Genomic DNA, 17,386 nt, shown 5'->3' with positions numbered 1-17,386 from the left:
ACCGGGAGTCCGGCAGCCGTGGGTCGCGCCTGATCAACAGACCTACGAGAAGCCCCGGGCTCCTGGAGCCCGGGGCTTTCTGCGTCCCAGGATCCGGGCACCGGGCACCTGACGGCGAGGGGTACCCGATGATGACAGACGTGGTGGAGTCCAACGGCAGCCTGACGCGGCCCGGGGCGGGCCGGCCCGACCCGGGGGCATCCGGCCAGGTCGACGCGCCGGGCGGCGCCGACGACGCGAAGCCGGAGGCGCGCACCGGCACCGCGGAGCCGGGCGCGGCCGCCCGGATCGTGGAGATCCGGGAACGGATCGACGAGATCGACCGGGCGCTCATCGAGCTGTGGCAGGAGCGGGCCCGCCTCTCCCAGGAGGTCGGGGCGACCCGGATGGCCTCCGGCGGCACCCGACTCGTGCTCTCCCGGGAACGGGAGATCCTGGAGCGTTTCCGGGTCGCCCTCGGCGCCGACGGCACGCAGCTCGCGCTGCTGCTGCTCCGCGCCGGCCGCGGCCCCCTGTGAGGCGTACGGGGGCGGCGCGGCGGGCGGACCGGGCGGCGTGGTGGTCGCGTCCCGGCCGCCGGCCGCCGCGCCCGCCCGGAAACGACGGAACCGCCTGCCGTCGTCGCGGTGACGTCGGCAGGCGGTCCCGTGGGTGTCACACCTCGTGCGTCTGCACGATCTCCCGCTTCTCGGCGAAGTGGCAGGCGCTCGGGTGGTCCGATCCCGGCCGGATCTCCAGCAGCGGGACCTGCTCGGCGCAGACGTCCTGCGCCTTCCAGCAGCGGGTCCGGAACCGGCAGCCCGAGGGCGGGCTGACCGGCGACGGCACGTCACCGGTGAGGCGGATGATCGCCTTGTTCTCGCGGACGGTCGGGTCCGGCACCGGCACCGCCGACAGCAGCGCCTGGGTGTACGGGTGGGTCGGCCGCTCGTAGATCTCGTCCTCGGTGCCGATCTCCGCGATCTTGCCGAGGTACATCACCGCGACCCGGTCCGACAGGTGCCGGACCACCGACAGGTCGTGCGCGATGAACACGTACGACAGGCCGAACTCGCCCTGGAGCTGCTCCAGCAGGTTCATCACCTGGGCCTGGATCGACACGTCCAGCGCCGACACCGGCTCGTCGCAGACGATGATCTCGGGCCGCAGGGCGAGCGCCCGGGCGATGCCGATGCGCTGCCGCTGACCGCCGGAGAACTGGTGCGGGTACCGGTTGATGTGCTCCGGGTTCAGACCCACCAGGTCGAGCAGTTCCTTCACCTTGCCCCGGCGGCTGCCCTTCGGCGCCACCTCCGGGTGGATCTCGAACGGCTCGCCGATGAGGTCGCCGACCGTCATCCGCGGGTTCAGCGAGGTGTACGGGTCCTGCATCACCAGCTGGATCTGCCGGCGCAGCCGCCGCAGCGCCCCGCCGGAGAGCTTGGAGATGTCCTGGCCCTTGTAGAGCACGCTGCCGGAGGTCGGCCGCTCCAGGTTCATCAGGACCCGGGCCAGGGTCGACTTGCCGCAGCCGGACTCGCCGACCACACCCAGGGTCTCGCCGGCCTTGAGGTCGAAGGAGACCCCGTCCACCGCCTTGACCTGGCCGATGGTCTTCTTGAAGACCACACCCCGGGTCACCGGGTAGTGCTTGACCAGGTCGCGGACCTCGAGGATCTTCTCAGTCACGGTTCACCAGCTCCTCGGCGAAGTGGCAGGCGCTGGCCCGGCCGGCACCCACCTGCAGCAGCGGCGGGACCTTCTCCCGGCAGACCGGCTGCGCCATGGGGCAGCGCGGGTTGAACGGGCAGCCCGGCGGGATGTTCATCAGGTTCGGCGGGAGGCCCTTGATGGTCCGGAGCTGCTGCCCCTTCTCGTCCAGCCGGGGAATCGAGTTGATCAGACCGATCGTGTACGGGTGCGCCGGCTTGGCGTACAGGTCGTACACGTTGGCTTCCTCGACGATGCGACCCGCGTACATGACCGCGATCCGGTCCGCGACGTCGGCGACCACGCCGAGGTCGTGGGTGATCAGGATCATGCCCATCTGCCGCTCCCGCTGGAGCTCGGCGAGCAGGTCCATGATCTGGGCCTGCACCGTCACGTCCAGGGCGGTGGTCGGCTCGTCCGCGATCAGCACCTCCGGGTCCAGCGCCAGCGACATCGCGATCATGGCGCGCTGCCGCATACCACCCGAGAACTGGTGCGGGTAGTTGCTGAACCGGCCCTTGGCGTTCGGGATCTTGACCTGGTCGAGCATCTCGATCGCGCGCTTCTTGGCGTCGGCACGGCTCATGCCGCGCCGCACCCGGAACTGCTCGGCGATCTGGAAGCCGACGGTGAAAACCGGGTTGAGCGCGGAGAGCGCGTCCTGGAAGATCATGGCGATCCCCTCACCGCGGATGCGGCGACGCTCCTCGAAGGACATCTTCAGCATGTCCTTGCCATGGAAGCGGACCTGGCCGCCGGTGACGAAACCGGGGGGCGTGTCCAGGATGCCCATGATGGTCTGGGCGGTGACGCTCTTGCCGGAGCCGGACTCGCCGAGCACGGCGAGGGTCTCCCCCGCGTCGACGTGGTACGTGACCCCGTTGATGACCTTCGCGACGCCGTCCCGGGTGCGGAACTCCACGCGGAGGTCTTCGACCTCGAGCAGACGGCCGGAGGGGCGACCGGAGGTACCCGCCGCGGACTGCTCGGACACGAGAATGTCGGACAACTGAATCGCCCCTAGCGGAGTTTCGGATCGAGGGCCTCGCGGACCGTCTCACCGAGCACCACGAAGCTCAGCACGGCGGTGACGAGGAAGGCGGCCGGGAAGAAGAGCAGGTACGGCGCGACCCGGATGAGGGACTGGGCCTCGTTGATCATGATGCCCCAGGAGACCACCGGGCTCTTCAGGCCGACACCCAGGAAGGAGAGCGTCGCCTCGGCGCCGATGAACGAGCCGACCAGGATCGTCCCGTAGACCAGCAGCGGCGCGAGGCTGTTCGGCAGCAGGTGCTTGAGGATGATCCGGCCGGTGCCGGCACCCAGCGCCCGGGCGGCGACGATGTAGTCGGCCTCCTTGGTGGCCAGCACCGAGGAGCGCATCAGCCGCATCACGACCGGCCAGCCCAGCACGACCAGGGACATGCTCACCAGGGCCATGATCTCGGCCTTGCTGTTGCTCGTGCCCGACCCGTTGAAGGTGGTCAGGATGACGATGGCGCCCAGCACGAAGGGCAGGCCGAAGAAGACGTCGGCGATCCGGGAGAGCAGGGCGTCCACCCAGCCGCCCCGGTAGCCGGCCATGATGCCCATCGCGCCACCGATCAGCAGCACGCCGAGCACCGAGAGCACGGAGACCACGATGGAGGCGCGAGCGCCGTAGATCACCCGGGCGTAGACGTCGCGCCCCTGGAAGTCGTAGCCGAACCAGGCTTCCGACGACGGGCCGACGAGGCTGTTCTTCAGGTCGCCGTTCGCCGGGTCGCCGGAGCTGAACAGCGACGGGAACGCGGTCATCACCAGGAAGATGACGATGAACGTCGCGGAGATCCAGAACAGCGGCTTGCGACGCAGGATGAGCCAGGCGTCGCCGAGCAGGCCGCGCGGCTTCTCCTTGCGGGCGTTCTCCGGCTGGCCCGCGTTGGTGGGCGCGCCCAGCTCGGTCGGCGCGGTGGCCGGGGGCGTACTGACGATCGACGCGGCACTGGGGTCGCTCATGCCGGCACCTCGCTCCGCTCGACCCGGGCGTGGTTGCCCGGGCACGCTGCAATGACCAGGTTTCGTTCGCTGCGCTCACTCATAGCGGATCCTCGGGTCCAGGGCGGCGTAGAGCAGGTCCACCACGAGGTTCATGACCAGGTAGACCAGCACCAGGACCACCACGATGGAGACAACCGTAGCGCTCTCCTTGGTGACGATCGCGCGGAAGACCTGGCGGCCGATTCCGTTGATCTGGAAGATTCCCTCGGTCACGATCGCGCCGCCCATCAGGGCACCGAGGTCGGTGCCGAGCAGGGTGACCACCGGGATGAGGGAGTTGCGCAGCAGGTGCACCCCGACCACCCGGCGCATCGGCAGGCCCTTGGCGATCGCGGTGCGGACGTAGTCGGCGCGCCGGTTCTCCGCGATGCTCGTCCGGGCGACCCGGGCGATGTACGCCATCGAGGCGCTACCCAGCACGAAGCCGGGCACGATCAGCTCCGAGATGCGCATCTCGCTGGAGACGGTGGGCTTGATGATCTGCCACTGCACGCCGAGCACCCACTGGAGCACGAAGCCGATGACGAAGATCGGCAGCGCGATCAGGAAGAGGCTGGAGACCAGGACCAGGTTGTCCAGGAAGCCGTTACGGCGCAGGCCGGTCAGCACACCCGCGGTGAGACCGATGACCGCCTCGATGACGAGGGCTACCAGGGCCAGCTTCAGAGTGTTCGGGTACGACGTGGCGATGATGTCGCCGATCTCCCGGCCGCCGAACGTCTGCCCGAAGTCGCCCCGGAACAGGTTCTGCATGTAGTTGCCGTACTGCACCCAGATGGACTGATCCAGCTTGAACTTCTCGGTCATCATGTTGACGTAGGCGTCCGGGCAGGCGCGTTCGCCGCACTTGCCGGCGAAGGGGTCGCCGGGCACCGACCAGACCAGCCAGTAGATCAGGAACGTCGTTCCGATGAAGACCGGGATGAGTTGGAGCAGCCGTCTCAACAGATAACGGCCCATGGGGTGGTCCTCCAGACAGGGGGCGCGTCGGACGGCCGACACGGGGATGACGGACGTGGCGAGGGACTGTTGTAACACTCCCTCACGGAACGGCCCGGGTCGGGCCCACCGGTAGGTGAGCCCGACCCGGGGTCAGACCGTTCGGATCAGAGCTCGACCGAGGTGAGGTCCAGCTCGCCGACGTTGGTCAGCTCGAGCTTCTTGATCTTCTCGGAGTGGCCGGACTGCTGGCCGCCGAAGTAGATCGGAACCGTGGGAACGTCCTGGTCGATGATGGCGACCGCCTGAGCGAACTTCTCGTGCGCGGCCTCCAGGCTCGGCGCGGAGCTGGCCTCCTTGGCCAGGGCGTCGACCTGCGGGTTGCTGTACAGACCGTCGTTCGAGGAGCCACCCTTGACGTAGAGCGGGTTGACCCAGTTCTCCACGTCCGGGTAGTCCTGCTGCCAGCCGGCGCGGTACATGCCCTTCATCTTGTGGGCGTTGATGTTCTGACGGAACACCGCGAAGGTCGGCATGCCCTCGGCGCGGGCGTTGATGCCCAGGTTGGTCTTGACCTGCTGCGCGACGGCCTCCATCCACTCCTTGTGGCTGGCGTCGGCGTTGTAGTACATGACCAGCTCGCCGGTGAAGCCGCCGGCCTCGGCCAGGAGCTTCTTGGCCTCGTCGACGTTGAACTGGCAGGCGGTGCAGTTACCCGGCTTGGCGCCCGGGGTCAGCGGGTTGGCCCAGCTGTCGGCCGGCTTCCGGTTGCCGAAGAAGATCTTGTCGCTGATCTCCTGGCGGTTGATCGACATCGAGATCGCCTTGCGCAGCTTGGCGTTCTGGAAGCGCTTGTCGTAGATCGGGAAGGCGATGATGCCGGTCGACGGGGTGGTCGAGGAGATCGCCCGGTCGGTCAGGTCCTGCTTCCACTTGTCGCCCGCGAGCGAGGAGACCGGAACCTGCTGCATGAAGTCGATGTTGCCGGCGAGCAGGTCGTTGTAGGCCGCCGTGTCATCCTGGTAGATCTTGAGGGTGACGTCCTTGATCTTCATCTTGTCGCGCAGCGTGTAGTCGTCGAAGCGCGTCAGCTTGATCTGGACGTCGTCTTCCCACGACACGAACTTGACCGGGCCGTTACCGATCGGCTTCTTGCCGAACGCCTCGGCGCCCTGGGTGAAGAACACGTCCGGCAGCGGCATGAAGGTGCTGTAGCCGAGCTTGGTCGGGAACACGGCGGTCGGCGCGGCGAGGGTGACCTCGAAGGTCCAGTCGTCGACGACCTTCAGGCCGGACATCTCCTTGGCCTTGGGCTCGGGGGCCTTCTGCGGGCCCTCGGCGCCGTCCGGGTCCTCGGTGTTGACGTCCGCGAAGCCCTGGATGTCGGCGAAGAAGCTGCCGTTCTGCGCGCCGTTCGGCGAGTAGGCGCCCCAGTTCCAGGCGTCCACGAAGTTCTTGGCCTTGACGACGGTGCCGTCGTGGAACTTCGTGTCCTTCTTGATCTTGATGGTGTAGACCTTGGAGTCGGTCGTCTCGATCGACTCGGCGAGAGCGTTGCGCGGAGCGCTGCCGTCGTTCGGGTACTCGACCAGGCCGGTCCACACCCAGTCGATGATCTTGCCGCCACCGGTCTCGGTGGTGTTCGACGGGACCAGGCCGTTCTCCGGCTGGGTGCCCTCGATGGTGATCGCGCCGTCGGCGCTGGCGCCGGCGTCGCCGCCGTCGCTGTCGCTGCTCGAGCAACCGGACGCGACGAGCGCGAACGCCGCGCCCAGCGCGACCGCGCTGCTTGCCCGCTTCGAGACTCTCATTCCGAGGGGCCTCCTCTTTCTAACCTGGTTCCGTCGTGGGTTTCACGCACGCAAGGGGGGTGACACGTCCGACGACCCGCAGCGCGGGACGCCGGTTTCACCGCAGTGAAACGGGACAAGATGTTGTACCGATCCGCCGGGCCGCCCCGCCCGCCGGGCTCGGCACCGCGCACGCGAGACCACCACGGAGCACCGTCGACAGACGGCGGCCGTGGTCGTCAGGCCGTACGGAGTGCCTCACTCGAGGGGTGAGGTGCTGCCACTGTGACACTTACCGGCCCGTTCCGTGAAGGTGCCGTTATCAAGCCGTTAGTTGCTTGCCACGTTGCCGATACTTGAAAAAAGATCATGATCGGTGCCGGTCGTACTGCTCTGAGCAGGAAAGACACGGTTCTGCGGGATCAGCACCCCGGGCGTACGCTCGACGCTTGTGAGCTTTCCCGCGTCCGCACCCGCACTTTCGGACGTCGTCCGGGCGCTGGCAGTTTTTGCCCATCCGGACGATATCGACTTCGGCTGTGCGGGCACAATGGCCAACTGGGTGGAGGAGGGCATCGACGTCGCGTACCTGATCGTCACCCGGGGCGAGGCGGGCGGCTGCGACGGCCCCCCGCGCGGGTCGGTGACCCGGCTGCGGGAGGAGGAGCAGCGGGCGGCGGCCGCCGCGGTCGGCGTACGGCAGGTGGAGTTCCTCGACGGGTACGTCGACGGCGCCCTCGCCCCGACGCTCGACCTGCGCCGGGACGTCACCGCGGCGATCCGCCGGCACCGGCCCGACCGGGTGCTGACCAGCTCGCCGCTGCGCCGATGGGAACACCTCGCCGGGCCGGGCCACCCCGACCACCTCGCCGTGGGCGAGGCCACGACCTGCGCGGTCTACCCGGACGCGCGCAACCCGTGCGCCCACCCCGAACTGCTGGCCGAGGGGCTCCAGCCGTGGGTGGTCCGGGAGATCTGGTACGCCGGCGGCCCGGCGCCGGACCACACCGTCGACGTCACCGGGCAGTACGCGCGCAAGGTCGCCGCGATGCGCACGCACCGCTCGCAGACCGCGCGGATGGACGTGGAGACCTGGGTCCGGGAGCAGCTCGCCACGGCGGCCGACGAGGCCGGGCTGCCGGCCGGCCGGCTGGCCGAGGCGTTCACCGTGCTGCGTACCGGGTGACCTGACCGCCGGACGGGTCCGGCCCCGGCACCGCATGGAGCGGGTGCCGGGGCCGGAGTGGGGAAAGAGGTGGATCACACGAGCCGACGGTCGGCCGCCCAGCGGGACAACTCGTACCTGTTGGACATCTGGAGCTTGCGCAGCACGTTCGACACGTGCGTCTCGACCGTCTTGATCGAGATGTAGAGCTCCTTGGCGATCTCCTTGTAGGCGTACCCCCGGGCGAGCAGCCGCAGCACCTCGCGCTCGCGGTTGGTGAGCTGGTCCAGCTCCGGATCGGCCACCGGCGCGTCCGGACGGGCCGCGAACGCGTCCAGCACGAACCCCGCCAGCCGGGGGCTGAACACGGCGTCGCCGTCGGCCACCCGGCGGATCGCGGCGGCCAGTTCCTCCGGGGAGATCGTCTTGGTGACGTAGCCCCGCGCGCCGGCCCGGATCAGCCCGATCACGTCCTCCGCCGCGTCCGAGACGCTCAACGCCAGGAACTTGACCTGCGGATGGGTACGCCGCATCGCCTCCAGCACCGCGCGACCGCCGCCGTCCGGCATGTGCACGTCGAGCAGCACCACGTCGGGCAGCGTGGCGGCGATCCGGGTGACCGCCTCGCCGACCGTGCTCGCCTCCCCCACCACCTCGACGTGCGCACCCAACTCGGCACGCACCCCCGCGCGGAACATGGCGTGGTCGTCGACGAGGAAGACCCGCAGCCGCTCCGTGCCGGCACCCGCTCCCTCGACCGGTTCCATCGACTGCTCGGTCATCACTTGTCCCTTTCCGCCGTGGACGAGTCCCGGGAGATCGGCAGGATCAACCGGACCTCGGTCCCCTCCCCCGGCCCGGACCGGATCTCCGCCCGGCCACCGTGCCGCTTCATCCGCCCGATGATCGAGCCCCGGACGCCGTGCCGGTGATCCTCCACCGTATCCGGGTCGAAGCCCTTCCCCCGGTCCCGGACGAAGACACTGACCTGGTCCGGCTCGACCTCGGCGTACAGCGAGACCGTCTGCACCCCGGCGTGCCGGGCGGCGTTCACCAGCGCCTCACGCCCGGCCGCGACCAGCGCGCCGACCCGCTCGTCGGTCTCCCGGTCGCCGACCACCACCGCCTCGACGGTGATCGCGAAGGTGTCCTCGACCTCGGCGGCGGCCTGCTCCAGCGCGGCGGCGAAGCGCTCGGTCGGCGATCCGGTGGGCTTGTAGAGCCAGTTGCGCAGCGAGCGTTCCTGCCCCCGGGCGAGCCGCTGGACCGTCTTCACGTCGGCCGCGTTGCGCTGGATCAGGGCCAGGGTGTGCAGCACCTGGTCGTGCACCATCGCGGCCAGCTCGGCCCGCTCCTGCTCACGGATGCGCCCCTCGCGCTCCAAGCGGAGCTGGTTGAACGTCCGCCACAGCACCGGCGCGGCCACCACCCCGACCCCGGCGAGCCCGACCAGGGCGAAGATCACGCCGTTGAGCACCGCGTCGAAGTTCTGCGCCGGGGAGTAGACCGCGGCGACGCCGATGATGCCGACCGCGACCAGCACCCCACCGCCGATGAACCGCAGCACGAAGGCCCGCCGGTCGCTCTCCTCCACCACCGCGCCGAGCCACGGCACCGGCATGGAGTCGCCCCACTGCCGCCGCCGCTCCGGCGCCGACTGGTGCCAGATCACCCCGGCGCCGACCGCGATGATCGCGACGAGCCAGCCGGCGGTGCCGGCCGCGCCGACCGAGTCGAAGACGATCATCTGCACCAGCAGCACGCCGAGGCCGATCGCCACGAACGGCAGCAGCTGGGCGACGTCCCGACGGGGCGGTACGGCGGTGTCGCCGGGCCGCAGCGGCACGACCGCCCAGAAGGCCGCGTAGAGCAGCAGGCCGAGACCGCTCAGCCCGAGCAGCACCATGAAGGCGACCCGCACCCGGCGCACCGAGATACCGAGGTGGTCGGCGATGCCGGCGGCCACCCCGGCGGCCATCCGGTGCTCGGGGGCGCGGTAGAGGCGAGGTGGCTGGGTCACGGCGTCGATCGGAGGCTCCCTGGTCACGACGGGCACGGGGCGGGGCGACCGTCCGCTGCCGGCGCCGGTTCGATCGTCACACGCTGCGCCGCCACCCGACCACGGGGACGCCCCCGACATTCCGGCCGCCGGGATCTCAGGGTGGGGTCAGGGTCGGGTCCTGAGGTCGTCGGGGCGGTCGGGGCAGCAGGATCGAGGGCATGACCGAGGAAGCTGCCCAGTCCCCCCGTCCCGGGGCGGCACAGCCCGGTGGACCGCCGCCCGCCGCGACGCCCGCCGACGGGACCGCGTCCACCGCCTCCGGTGCGCCGCCGCCGGTGGCCGCGCCTGGCGCGGCCGGGTGGACGCCGCCGCCCGGCGCCGGGCCGGGCGTGGACCCGGGCGCCGGGCCGCAGCCGCCGTCCGGCGGCGCCGGCTTCACCTCCCGGTACGGGCTGGTCCGCCCCCGCGACGGCCGCTACCTGGCCGGCGTCTGCGCGGCGATCGGCCGGGCCACCAACACCGACCCGGTGCTCTGGCGGGTGCTCCTCGCCGTGCTCGGCTTCTTCGGCGGCATCGGCATCCTGGTCTACGTCACCGCCTGGCTGATCATCCCCGGCGAGGGGGACAGCGCCTCCCCCGTCGAGTCGATGCTCGGTCGGGGCCGGTCCAGCATGTCCCCGATCACCGTGATCGTGCTCAGCATCCTGGTCGCGATCAGCTTCGGCTACATCGTCACCGACGCGTTCCGGGCGGTGCTGCTCGGCGCCACGATCCTGATCGGCGGGGCGCTGATGCTCAACCGGGACAACCGGGGTACCGGGGCCACGCCGGCCGGCACGGTCCCGCCCGCACCGGCCGCCCCGCCCGGCCCGGTGCCGCCGGTCAGCTATCCCGCGCCGGCCGCGTACCAGGCCCCGTCGAGCGTCGCCGTGGCCCCCGGCGGGACCCCGGCCCCGGCCGCGCACGCGGGTGGCGTCCCGGTCACCGGCCAGCCGGCCGAGCCGACCGCCGAGCTGCCCGCCTGGCCACCGGCCGCCCCGCCCGCGCCGGCCCCCTTTCCCGGGGGTACGCCGACCGCCGGCTGGCCGCCGGCCGCGCCCACGTCCGGCTGGCCCGCCGCGACCTCGGGGGGCGCACCGGCCCGCCCCGCGCCCCTGCCGCCGGGCTACCGGCCCCCGTTCGCCCCGCACGGCCCGTACGCCGGCCAGGCGGGCGTCCCGCCACTGCCGCCACCGCCGCCGCGACCGGCGAAGCCCCCGAAGCGCCCGCGTGAGCGGTCCCCGCTCGGCGCGGTGACCTTCTCGCTGATCTTCCTCGCCCTCGGCGTGGTCGCCGTCGTCGACCTGCTGGACGTCTTCGACGTCGGGGCGTCGGCGTACTTCGCCGCCACCCTGGCCACCATCGGGCTCGGCCTGCTGGTCGGCACCTGGTTCGGACGGGCCCGGTGGCTGATCGCGCTCGGCGTGGTGGCCGCCGCCGCCCTCGGGGTGGCCACCGTGGCCGAGTCCTACGACCGGGTCCGGGGCGTCGACGGCAACGTGACCTGGGCCCCCACCGACCACCGCGACCTCGCCGTCCGCTACGAGAACAGCTTCGGCGACGCCACCCTCGACCTGCGGGCGGTCGACTTCGACAAGAAGAACACCGAGATCACGGTCTCCGTCAACTTCGGCGAGTGCACCGTGGTGGTGCCGCCCAACGTCGACGTCACCACGGTGACCGACGTCAACGCCGGTGACGCGGTCGTCTTCGGCAAGCGCTCCGGCGGGCTGGACGGCCCGCTACGGGAGTCGACCGACCTGGGCGCCGACGGCGCCGGCGGCGGCACGCTGCGCCTCTACGTCCACGTGAACGCCGGCAACCTGGAGGTGACCCGGTGAAGGCCCACCGCACCGACATCGTGTCGTTCGCCTTCGGGCTGATCTTCGTCGGGCTCGCCGCGTGGTGGCTGCTCGCCAAGTTGCTCGGGCTCGCCCTGCCACCGGTCGGCTGGTTCCTGGCCGGCGCGCTGATCGTGATCGGTCTGCTGGGCCTGGTGGGCGCGCTGCGCTCCGGGCGCTCCGCCGCGACCGGCACGGACGCGGCCTCCACCCCGGACGGCGTCGAGCCCACCACCGCCCAGCCGGCCGCCGGACCCGCCGGTGACGAGCCGGACCGGCACACCGCCGACGTCGACCCGACCCGGTGGGACCTCGACCGGCCGGCCCCGGCCGACGAGCCGGCGGCATGGGGCACCGGGCGGTCCGACTGGGGCCAACGGTCCGAATGGGGCGGGCCGTCCGAGTGGGAGGTGTCCGCGCCGATGTCGGGCGCGCCGACGGCCGTCCCACGGACCGGGGACGACGCCGAGGAGTCGCCCACCGAGGCGGTCACCGACGTCCGCGCCGACGCGGTCGAGGACCGGCCCGCCAACGAGGACGACCGGCCGGGCCCGATCGGCGGCGTGCCGTCCGGCGAGGAGCGCCCGCGCGGCTGACCACAGCGGTGCGGCCCGCCTCCGCAGCCGCCTATGCTGGCCGGTGGAGATCTCGCCTCCGCCGGCCGGCCCGCGCCGACCTGGCCGCCGAGCCGGCCGGACCGCGCCGCCGTGGCGGTCCCGCCGCGATTCCCGTCTCTACCCCGTCAGGAGCCCGTCCGACATGACGCAGTCCCCCGCCGTGCGCCCCGCCGGCCGCTCCGGTCCGGTCCGCATCGGCGAGCGAGCCGCCCGTACCCTCGTCGCCGAGCTGGCCCGGATGAACGACCCGAAGGCCGCCCTGCTGGTCGGCGCGACGCCGGAGTCCGCGGTGCTGGCCGCGGCGATCGACGCGCTGCTGCCCGGCGACACCCTCACGCTGGTGCCCGCCGGGTCGACCAGCCCCGGGTCGCTGCGGGAGCACGTCACCGCCCAGGGTCGCTGGGTCGCCGACCGGGTCCGCGTGGTCGACACGCTCACCGAGGCCGAGCCCGCCGCGGTGGTCATCGCCGGGGAGGCGTTCACCGGCACGGCCGACGAGACCCGCGGCGCCGTCGAGGGCCTGACGAAGTACCTCACCGACGGCGCGGTGCTGAGCGTGGCGACGACCGCCACGCCGGGGCGCACGGCGGGCGCGGCGGCGGAGCTGGACCGGCAGGGTGCGCTGTACGGCGTCGGCGCCGACCTGTTGCTGCGCAACAACCCGCCGCTGCGGGTTCACCGGCTCCGCTTCACCCCGGCCGACGCCGCCTCGGCGGCGTCGCTCGCCCCGGCGCACCGCCCGTCGAGCGTGCCGCTGACCCGCGGCATGCACATCGACAGCAACGGGGTGGCCGCCGCCGGCATCACGCTCGGCCTGGCCGCGCTAACCCGGCTCGCCCGGCCGAAGTCGAAGCTCTGGCTGCTCCCCGCCCTGGCCGCCGCGCCGGTGGCCGCCTTCTTCCGGGACCCGGAGCGCGACGTGCCGGAGGACCCGTCGGCGGTGGTCGCCGCGGCCGACGGCCAGGTGCTGTCGGTCCAGCGGCTGCACGACGAGCGCTTCGGCGAGGGCGAGTGGCTGCGGGTCGCGGTCTTCCTCTCGGTGCTGGACGTGCACGTCAACCGCGCCCCGGTCGCCGGGAAGGTGGTCGACTACTTCGTCGCCGACGGCGGCTTCGCCAACGCGATGAAGCCGGCGGCGGAGCACAACGTCGCCGCGTACACGGTGCTGGACACCGCGCACGGCACGGTGGTCGTGGCGCAGCGCACCGGCCTGATCGCCCGGCGGATCGTGCAGCGGGCGCCGATCGGCGCGCTGCTGGCCAGGGGCGAGCGGTTCGGGCTGATCCGGTTCGGCTCGCGCACCGACGTCTACCTGCCGGCCGACGCCGCCGAGCCGCTGGTCGGGCCCGGCGACAAGGTGGTCGGCGGCTCCACCGTCATCGCCCGCTGGCGCTGACCCCGGCGGGCACGGGCAGACACGAAAGGGGCGCCGCGGGATCGCGGCGCCCCTTTCGGCGTACGTGGGGGGTCAGGCGGTGCGACGCTGGCGGAGCCAGAGCACCGGGCCGCTGACCAGGTAACCGACCACGATCAGGGCGAAGGTGAGCCGGATGTCGACCAGCGCGCCGATCACCGGGGCCAGCCACAGCCACGGCGGCAGCTTGACCAGGCGGGCCAGCTTCGCGTACGGGAAGCTGGAGACCATGGCGAAGGCGAGCAGCGCCACGCCGGCGACCTGGACCGTGCCCGGCACCGGCAGCCCGATGGCGACGGTGAGGGCGAGGACGGCGGCCGCCATCGTGGTGGGCACGCCGCAGAAGAACCGGCCGTCCTTCGGCGAGACGTTGAACCGGGCGAGCCGGATGGCCGCGCACGCCGCGACGAGGGCGCACGCCACCGCCGCCGCCGCGGTGGACACCGACCCGGCCAGCGAGGCGTAGACCACCACGGGGGCGGCCAGGCCGAACGAGCACATGTCGGCCAGCGAGTCCATCTGCGCGCCGAACGGACTGGCCACGCCGAACCTGCGGGCAAGCGCGCCGTCGAGGCCGTCGAACACCACGCAGGCGATCAGGCACAGCGCGGCGACCCGCACCTCGCCCTGCATGGCGAGGAAGATCGCCAGCATGCCGAGCATCAGGCTGCTGAGCGTGCAGGCGTTGACCACCGCGAACTTCATCCGGCGGGCGACCGTCCGCTCGCCGGGGAGCAGCGGGATCGCCATCGCCGGCTCGTCGACCGGGGTCGCCGGCGGGAGCGCGGGGCTGACCGGGGCGATCGACGCGACGTCGCCGCGCTCGAACCGGTTCAGACCGTAGCGGCGGCGCGGCCGGTCGACGTACCGGTGCTCGGGCAGCGACAGGTCGGTGGCGCCGCGCAGGTCGCCGTCGCGGCGGCCCACCCGAACCAGCAGCACCTGCCGGGCGAACGTGCTGCTGCGGCGCAGGGAGCCCGCCCAGCGACGCCCTGCGGGGCGCGGACTGTCAGTGGTACGACGCCGGCGCCATGGGGCTCTCGGCACGTTTCCTCCATCACCGGATCGGCTGACCGCCACGGGGGCGGGTGTCCGGCTGTCTCATGCCGGACCTTTCTGGCCCGGCAGCCATTTTGCGGAGTACACCATCGCATAGGGGAACGGGGGTTGGCGATAGCTGCCGGCGGTACTTATATCTCCCTTAAACCGCGCGAACCGCCTCTTATTCCCAACCCGGGCGCCATCGCCCGTTTCCTCCACCAACCCCACATCGAATGTACCGGACGCCCTCGCCACCGGCTCGGGGAGCGACCGCCGCCTGCCCCGATGTCCGATTACGGACCGTCATCGATGTCACAGCCGGCCGGGCGCACCGGGCGCGGGTCGGCGACCGTCGTCAGCGGGACCGGTGGCCCAGCGCCAGGGCGGCGATCTCGGTGAGCCGCAGCCCGGCGAGCTGCTCCGGGGTGAACCAGGCGGCCCGGGCGGTCGAGCCCCCGGCCAGCTCCGTCACCCGCGGCTCGGTCGGCGCGTCGACCGCCACCCGGTAGACCACCCGGATGCCGTGCCAGTCCAGCGGTCGGCCCTCCGGGCCCAGCGCGGCCGGGTTGTGCAGGTTGTCGACGCCGACCAGCTCGACCACCCGGCCGAGCTGACCGGACTCCTCGACCAGCTCGCGCAGCAGGGCGGCGACCGGCTGCTCCCCGTGGTCGGTGCCGCCGCCGGGCAGGTGCCACCGGCCGGCCCCCGGGTAGCCGTCGGCGATCATGGCGAGCAGCACCCGCCCGGCCGGGTCCGTCACCAGCCCGTACGCCCCGAAGCGCTGCCGCCGGTCGGCCGACGGCGCGCCCTCGCGGGGCAGCGCCCGGGGCAGGCCCGCCGGCAAGGGCGCGACGGGAAGGCCGAGCACCTCGGCGGTGAACGGCATCAGCGGCACCGCCGCCGCCTCGTCGGGGGCGAACCAGGCCAGCTCGTCGCTGCCGCCGGCCGGCTCCGGCCGCGGTTCGCCGTCACGCACCGTGACGTCGAAGACGAGGCGGTCGGTGTGCACCGCGACGCCGGAGTCACGGAACCTGGCCACGTCGGCGAGCACGGCCCGCAGCCCGGTCACCTCCACGGTGAGGCCGGTCTCCTCGGCGAACTCACGGACCACGGCGTGCGCGGGATCCTCCGCGTGCTCAAGCCCGCCGCCCGGCAGCTGCCAGACGCCGGGGAACGGGCACGAGGCCGAGCCCCGGGCCAGCAGCACCCGACCGCCGGCGCCCCGACACACCCCGTACGCCCCGACCCGCCGCCGTTCCTCCACCCGCCCGCACTCCCCGCCCGCGCCGACCCGCTCCGTCGATCATGAGGTTAGCGGCAGCGGAGCCGACGTGCCGTCCGGTCAACCTCGTGATCGGCGGACGGGTGGGAGAAGGGGGCGTGGGAGGCGGATCAGGCCAGGCGGGCGGCCTGGACGGCCTCGGCGGTGACCTCGGTCAGGCGGTCGGTGGGGAGGGCGCCCAGCTCCTCGCGGGCGAACCAGCGGGCCTCGCAGGTGGAGCCGCCCACGTCGGCGACGGTGGGCGGGGCCGGCTTGTCGACCACGACCCGGTAGAACGCGCGGACGCCGTGCCAGTCGATCGGGTAACCCTCCGGGCCCAGGGACGCGGCGTCCCGGTGGCTGGCCACGCCGAGCAGCTCGACGAGACGGCCGGTCTGCCCGGTCTCCTCGACCAGTTCCCGGATCAGGGCCGCGCCGGGCTGCTCGCCGTAGTCCGTGCCGCCGCCGGGCAGGTGCCAGCAGCCCGCGCCCGGGTAGCCGTCGGAGACCCGGGTGAGCAGCACCCGCCCGTCCGGGTCGGTCACCACGGCGTACGCGGCGAAGCGCTGGGCCCGGTGCAGCCCGTCCGGACCGGGCACGGCGTAGAACGAGGGGAACTCCGGCGGCTCGTCCGGGACGATGTCGGCGGACGAGGCGGGCACCCCGAGGGCGCGTGCCGTGAAGGACCGCAGCGGCAGCTCGCGGGCCTCCTCCGGGGTGAACCAGCGGGCCAGGTCGGTCGGCCGGTCGACCCGGTCGGTGAGGGTCCCGCCCCGGACGGAGACGTGGTAGATCAGGCGGTCGGTGTGGATGGTGATGCCCCGGTCCGGCAGCGCCCGCATGTCGGCCAGCACGTCGTGCAGGCCGTCGACGGTGACGGAGAGGCCGGTCTCGGCGGCGGTCTCGCGGACGACGGTGTGGTTCGGGTCCTCACCGTGATCGACCGCCCCGCCGGGCAGCGACCACGTGCCGGGAGTGCCGGAGCGCTCCGATGCGCGGACCAGCAACACTCGGCCGACTGAATCAGCACAAACTGCGTATGCCGCGATCCTGCGGAGCGGCTCCAGCATGGTGGTCACGGGGCCAAATTCTCCCCGGCCCGGGTTGCCTGCATCGAAAAGAGTCAGATTCCTGACTCAAGGCTCGCGCCTCAGGGGCAGGTCAGGGTAAGGCTCCGGGCGGTCACCGAGGTCGGCCGGGTCGGCGGCGCGGATGGTGGAGGCATGACTTCCACCGCCTCTTCCCAGCCCCCGTACAAGCAGCTCCGCCGCCCCGTCACGGACCGGATGGTCGCCGGGGTGGCCAGCGGCCTCGGCCGCTACTTCGCCGTCGACCCCACGCTCGTCCGGGTGGTCTTCGCGGTCACCGGCCTGCTCACCGGCGGGCTCGCGCTGCTCGCGTACCCGATCATGTGGTTCCTGATGCCCGAGGAGCCGGCCGACGCCCCCGCCTGGCCGCACCCGGCGCAGGCCGCGCCGCCCACGGTGGCGCAGCCGACCGTGGCGCAGCCCACGCCGCCGACCTACCCGCCGGCGGCGTGAAGCCGGG

General features: G+C 72.5%; 15 protein-coding genes and 1 pseudogene. 6 read left to right on the top strand and 10 right to left on the bottom strand.

All coding sequences use genetic code 11. The features are described 5' to 3' along the window. Positions 1-128: 128 nt before the first annotated feature. Positions 129-518: a chorismate mutase gene (locus AB0G14_RS06240; protein WP_350704000.1), complete on the top strand. Its 390-nt coding sequence runs from the start codon at positions 129-131 to the stop codon at positions 516-518. A gap of 136 nt (positions 519-654) precedes the next feature. Here AB0G14_RS06240 and AB0G14_RS06235 read toward each other — a convergent pair whose 3' ends face one another. The 5 genes from AB0G14_RS06235 to AB0G14_RS06215 all read right to left on the bottom strand — a co-directional run bounded on the left by AB0G14_RS06235 (position 655) and on the right by AB0G14_RS06215 (position 6,479). Then, positions 655-1,668, bottom strand: a complete 1,014-nt coding sequence (locus AB0G14_RS06235) for a dipeptide ABC transporter ATP-binding protein (protein WP_357694295.1) — start codon at positions 1,666-1,668, stop codon at positions 655-657. Then, positions 1,661-2,683 (bottom strand): ABC transporter ATP-binding protein, encoded by a 1,023-nt coding sequence (locus AB0G14_RS06230; RefSeq protein WP_357694471.1) that lies wholly within the window; start codon positions 2,681-2,683, stop codon positions 1,661-1,663. Before AB0G14_RS06230 ends, AB0G14_RS06235 begins: the two co-directional genes overlap by 8 nt. A 26-nt stretch (positions 2,684-2,709) precedes the next feature. Further along, positions 2,710-3,687: an ABC transporter permease gene (locus AB0G14_RS06225; protein WP_357694293.1), complete on the bottom strand. Its 978-nt coding sequence runs from the start codon at positions 3,685-3,687 to the stop codon at positions 2,710-2,712. 75 nt (positions 3,688-3,762) lie between these two features. Continuing rightward, positions 3,763-4,689 (bottom strand): ABC transporter permease, encoded by a 927-nt coding sequence (locus AB0G14_RS06220; RefSeq protein WP_357694291.1) that lies wholly within the window; start codon positions 4,687-4,689, stop codon positions 3,763-3,765. Positions 4,690-4,835: 146 nt separating this feature from the next. Continuing rightward, positions 4,836-6,479 carry an ABC transporter substrate-binding protein gene (locus AB0G14_RS06215; protein WP_357694289.1) on the bottom strand — a complete coding sequence of 548 codons (1,644 nt, stop codon included), beginning with the start codon at positions 6,477-6,479 and terminating at the stop codon, positions 4,836-4,838. Positions 6,480-6,909: 430 nt separating this feature from the next. Between AB0G14_RS06215 and AB0G14_RS06210 the strand changes: the two genes are divergently transcribed. Further along, positions 6,910-7,644 (top strand): PIG-L deacetylase family protein, encoded by a 735-nt coding sequence (locus AB0G14_RS06210; protein ID WP_357694287.1) that lies wholly within the window; start codon positions 6,910-6,912, stop codon positions 7,642-7,644. Positions 7,645-7,718: 74 nt separating this feature from the next. On the opposite strand, the gene AB0G14_RS06205 is transcribed toward AB0G14_RS06210, so the two are convergent. Then, a complete protein-coding gene (locus tag AB0G14_RS06205; RefSeq protein ID WP_357694285.1) occupies positions 7,719-8,405 on the bottom strand; it encodes a response regulator transcription factor in 687 nt (228 codons plus the stop codon). Continuing rightward, positions 8,405-9,670 (bottom strand): PspC domain-containing protein, encoded by a 1,266-nt coding sequence (locus tag AB0G14_RS06200; RefSeq protein WP_357694283.1) that lies wholly within the window; start codon positions 9,668-9,670, stop codon positions 8,405-8,407. The genes AB0G14_RS06205 and AB0G14_RS06200 overlap by 1 nt, the downstream gene beginning before the upstream one ends. A gap of 173 nt (positions 9,671-9,843) precedes the next feature. Between AB0G14_RS06200 and AB0G14_RS06195 the strand changes: the two genes are divergently transcribed. From AB0G14_RS06195 to AB0G14_RS06185, 3 genes and pseudogenes are all read left to right on the top strand, one after another. After that, positions 9,844-11,505 (top strand): PspC domain-containing protein, encoded by a 1,662-nt coding sequence (locus tag AB0G14_RS06195; RefSeq protein WP_357694281.1) that lies wholly within the window; start codon positions 9,844-9,846, stop codon positions 11,503-11,505. Then, positions 11,502-11,687, top strand: a pseudogene (locus AB0G14_RS06190) (hypothetical protein); the annotation flags it as partial. The gene AB0G14_RS06195 and the pseudogene AB0G14_RS06190, both read left to right, overlap by 4 nt. Positions 11,688-12,264: 577 nt before the next feature. Then, positions 12,265-13,518, top strand: a complete 1,254-nt coding sequence (locus AB0G14_RS06185; protein ID WP_357694279.1) for a phosphatidylserine decarboxylase — start codon at positions 12,265-12,267, stop codon at positions 13,516-13,518. 72 nt (positions 13,519-13,590) lie between these two features. On the opposite strand, the gene AB0G14_RS06180 is transcribed toward AB0G14_RS06185, so the two are convergent. The 3 genes from AB0G14_RS06180 to AB0G14_RS06170 form a co-directional block, all read right to left on the bottom strand. Further along, positions 13,591-14,508, bottom strand: a complete 918-nt coding sequence (locus AB0G14_RS06180) for a CDP-alcohol phosphatidyltransferase family protein (protein WP_357694469.1) — start codon at positions 14,506-14,508, stop codon at positions 13,591-13,593. 424 nt (positions 14,509-14,932) lie between these two features. Continuing rightward, positions 14,933-15,841, bottom strand: a complete 909-nt coding sequence (locus AB0G14_RS06175) for an NUDIX domain-containing protein (RefSeq protein ID WP_357694277.1) — start codon at positions 15,839-15,841, stop codon at positions 14,933-14,935. A 128-nt stretch (positions 15,842-15,969) separates the two neighbouring features. Beyond that, a complete protein-coding gene (locus AB0G14_RS06170; protein WP_350704025.1) occupies positions 15,970-16,917 on the bottom strand; it encodes an NUDIX domain-containing protein in 948 nt (315 codons plus the stop codon). A 144-nt stretch (positions 16,918-17,061) separates the two neighbouring features. On the opposite strand from AB0G14_RS06170, the gene AB0G14_RS06165 reads away from it, so the two are divergent. Further along, positions 17,062-17,379, top strand: coding sequence for a PspC domain-containing protein (locus AB0G14_RS06165; RefSeq protein ID WP_350704027.1), 318 nt, complete (start codon positions 17,062-17,064; stop codon positions 17,377-17,379). Positions 17,380-17,386: the final 7 nt, after the last annotated feature.

This window comes from Micromonospora sp. NPDC023814, assembly GCF_040639595.1.
Taxonomy (GTDB): domain Bacteria; phylum Actinomycetota; class Actinomycetes; order Mycobacteriales; family Micromonosporaceae; genus Micromonospora.
Note: the sequence above shows the minus strand (reverse complement) of the source record. Positions and strands in the feature narration are given on the sequence as shown.

Coding starts and splice junctions, on each gene's coding strand:
- AB0G14_RS06240 (WP_350704000.1), top strand. CDS start 129: ATGATGACAGACGTGGTGGAGTCCAACGGCAGCCTGACGCGGCCCGGG.
- AB0G14_RS06225 (WP_357694293.1), bottom strand. CDS start 3,687: ATGAGCGACCCCAGTGCCGCGTCGATCGTCAGTACGCCCCCGGCCACC.
- AB0G14_RS06220 (WP_357694291.1), bottom strand. CDS start 4,689: ATGGGCCGTTATCTGTTGAGACGGCTGCTCCAACTCATCCCGGTCTTC.
- AB0G14_RS06215 (WP_357694289.1), bottom strand. CDS start 6,479: ATGAGAGTCTCGAAGCGGGCAAGCAGCGCGGTCGCGCTGGGCGCGGCG.
- AB0G14_RS06205 (WP_357694285.1), bottom strand. CDS start 8,405: ATGACCGAGCAGTCGATGGAACCGGTCGAGGGAGCGGGTGCCGGCACG.
- AB0G14_RS06195 (WP_357694281.1), top strand. CDS start 9,844: ATGACCGAGGAAGCTGCCCAGTCCCCCCGTCCCGGGGCGGCACAGCCC.
- AB0G14_RS06185 (WP_357694279.1), top strand. CDS start 12,265: ATGACGCAGTCCCCCGCCGTGCGCCCCGCCGGCCGCTCCGGTCCGGTC.
- AB0G14_RS06165 (WP_350704027.1), top strand. CDS start 17,062: ATGACTTCCACCGCCTCTTCCCAGCCCCCGTACAAGCAGCTCCGCCGC.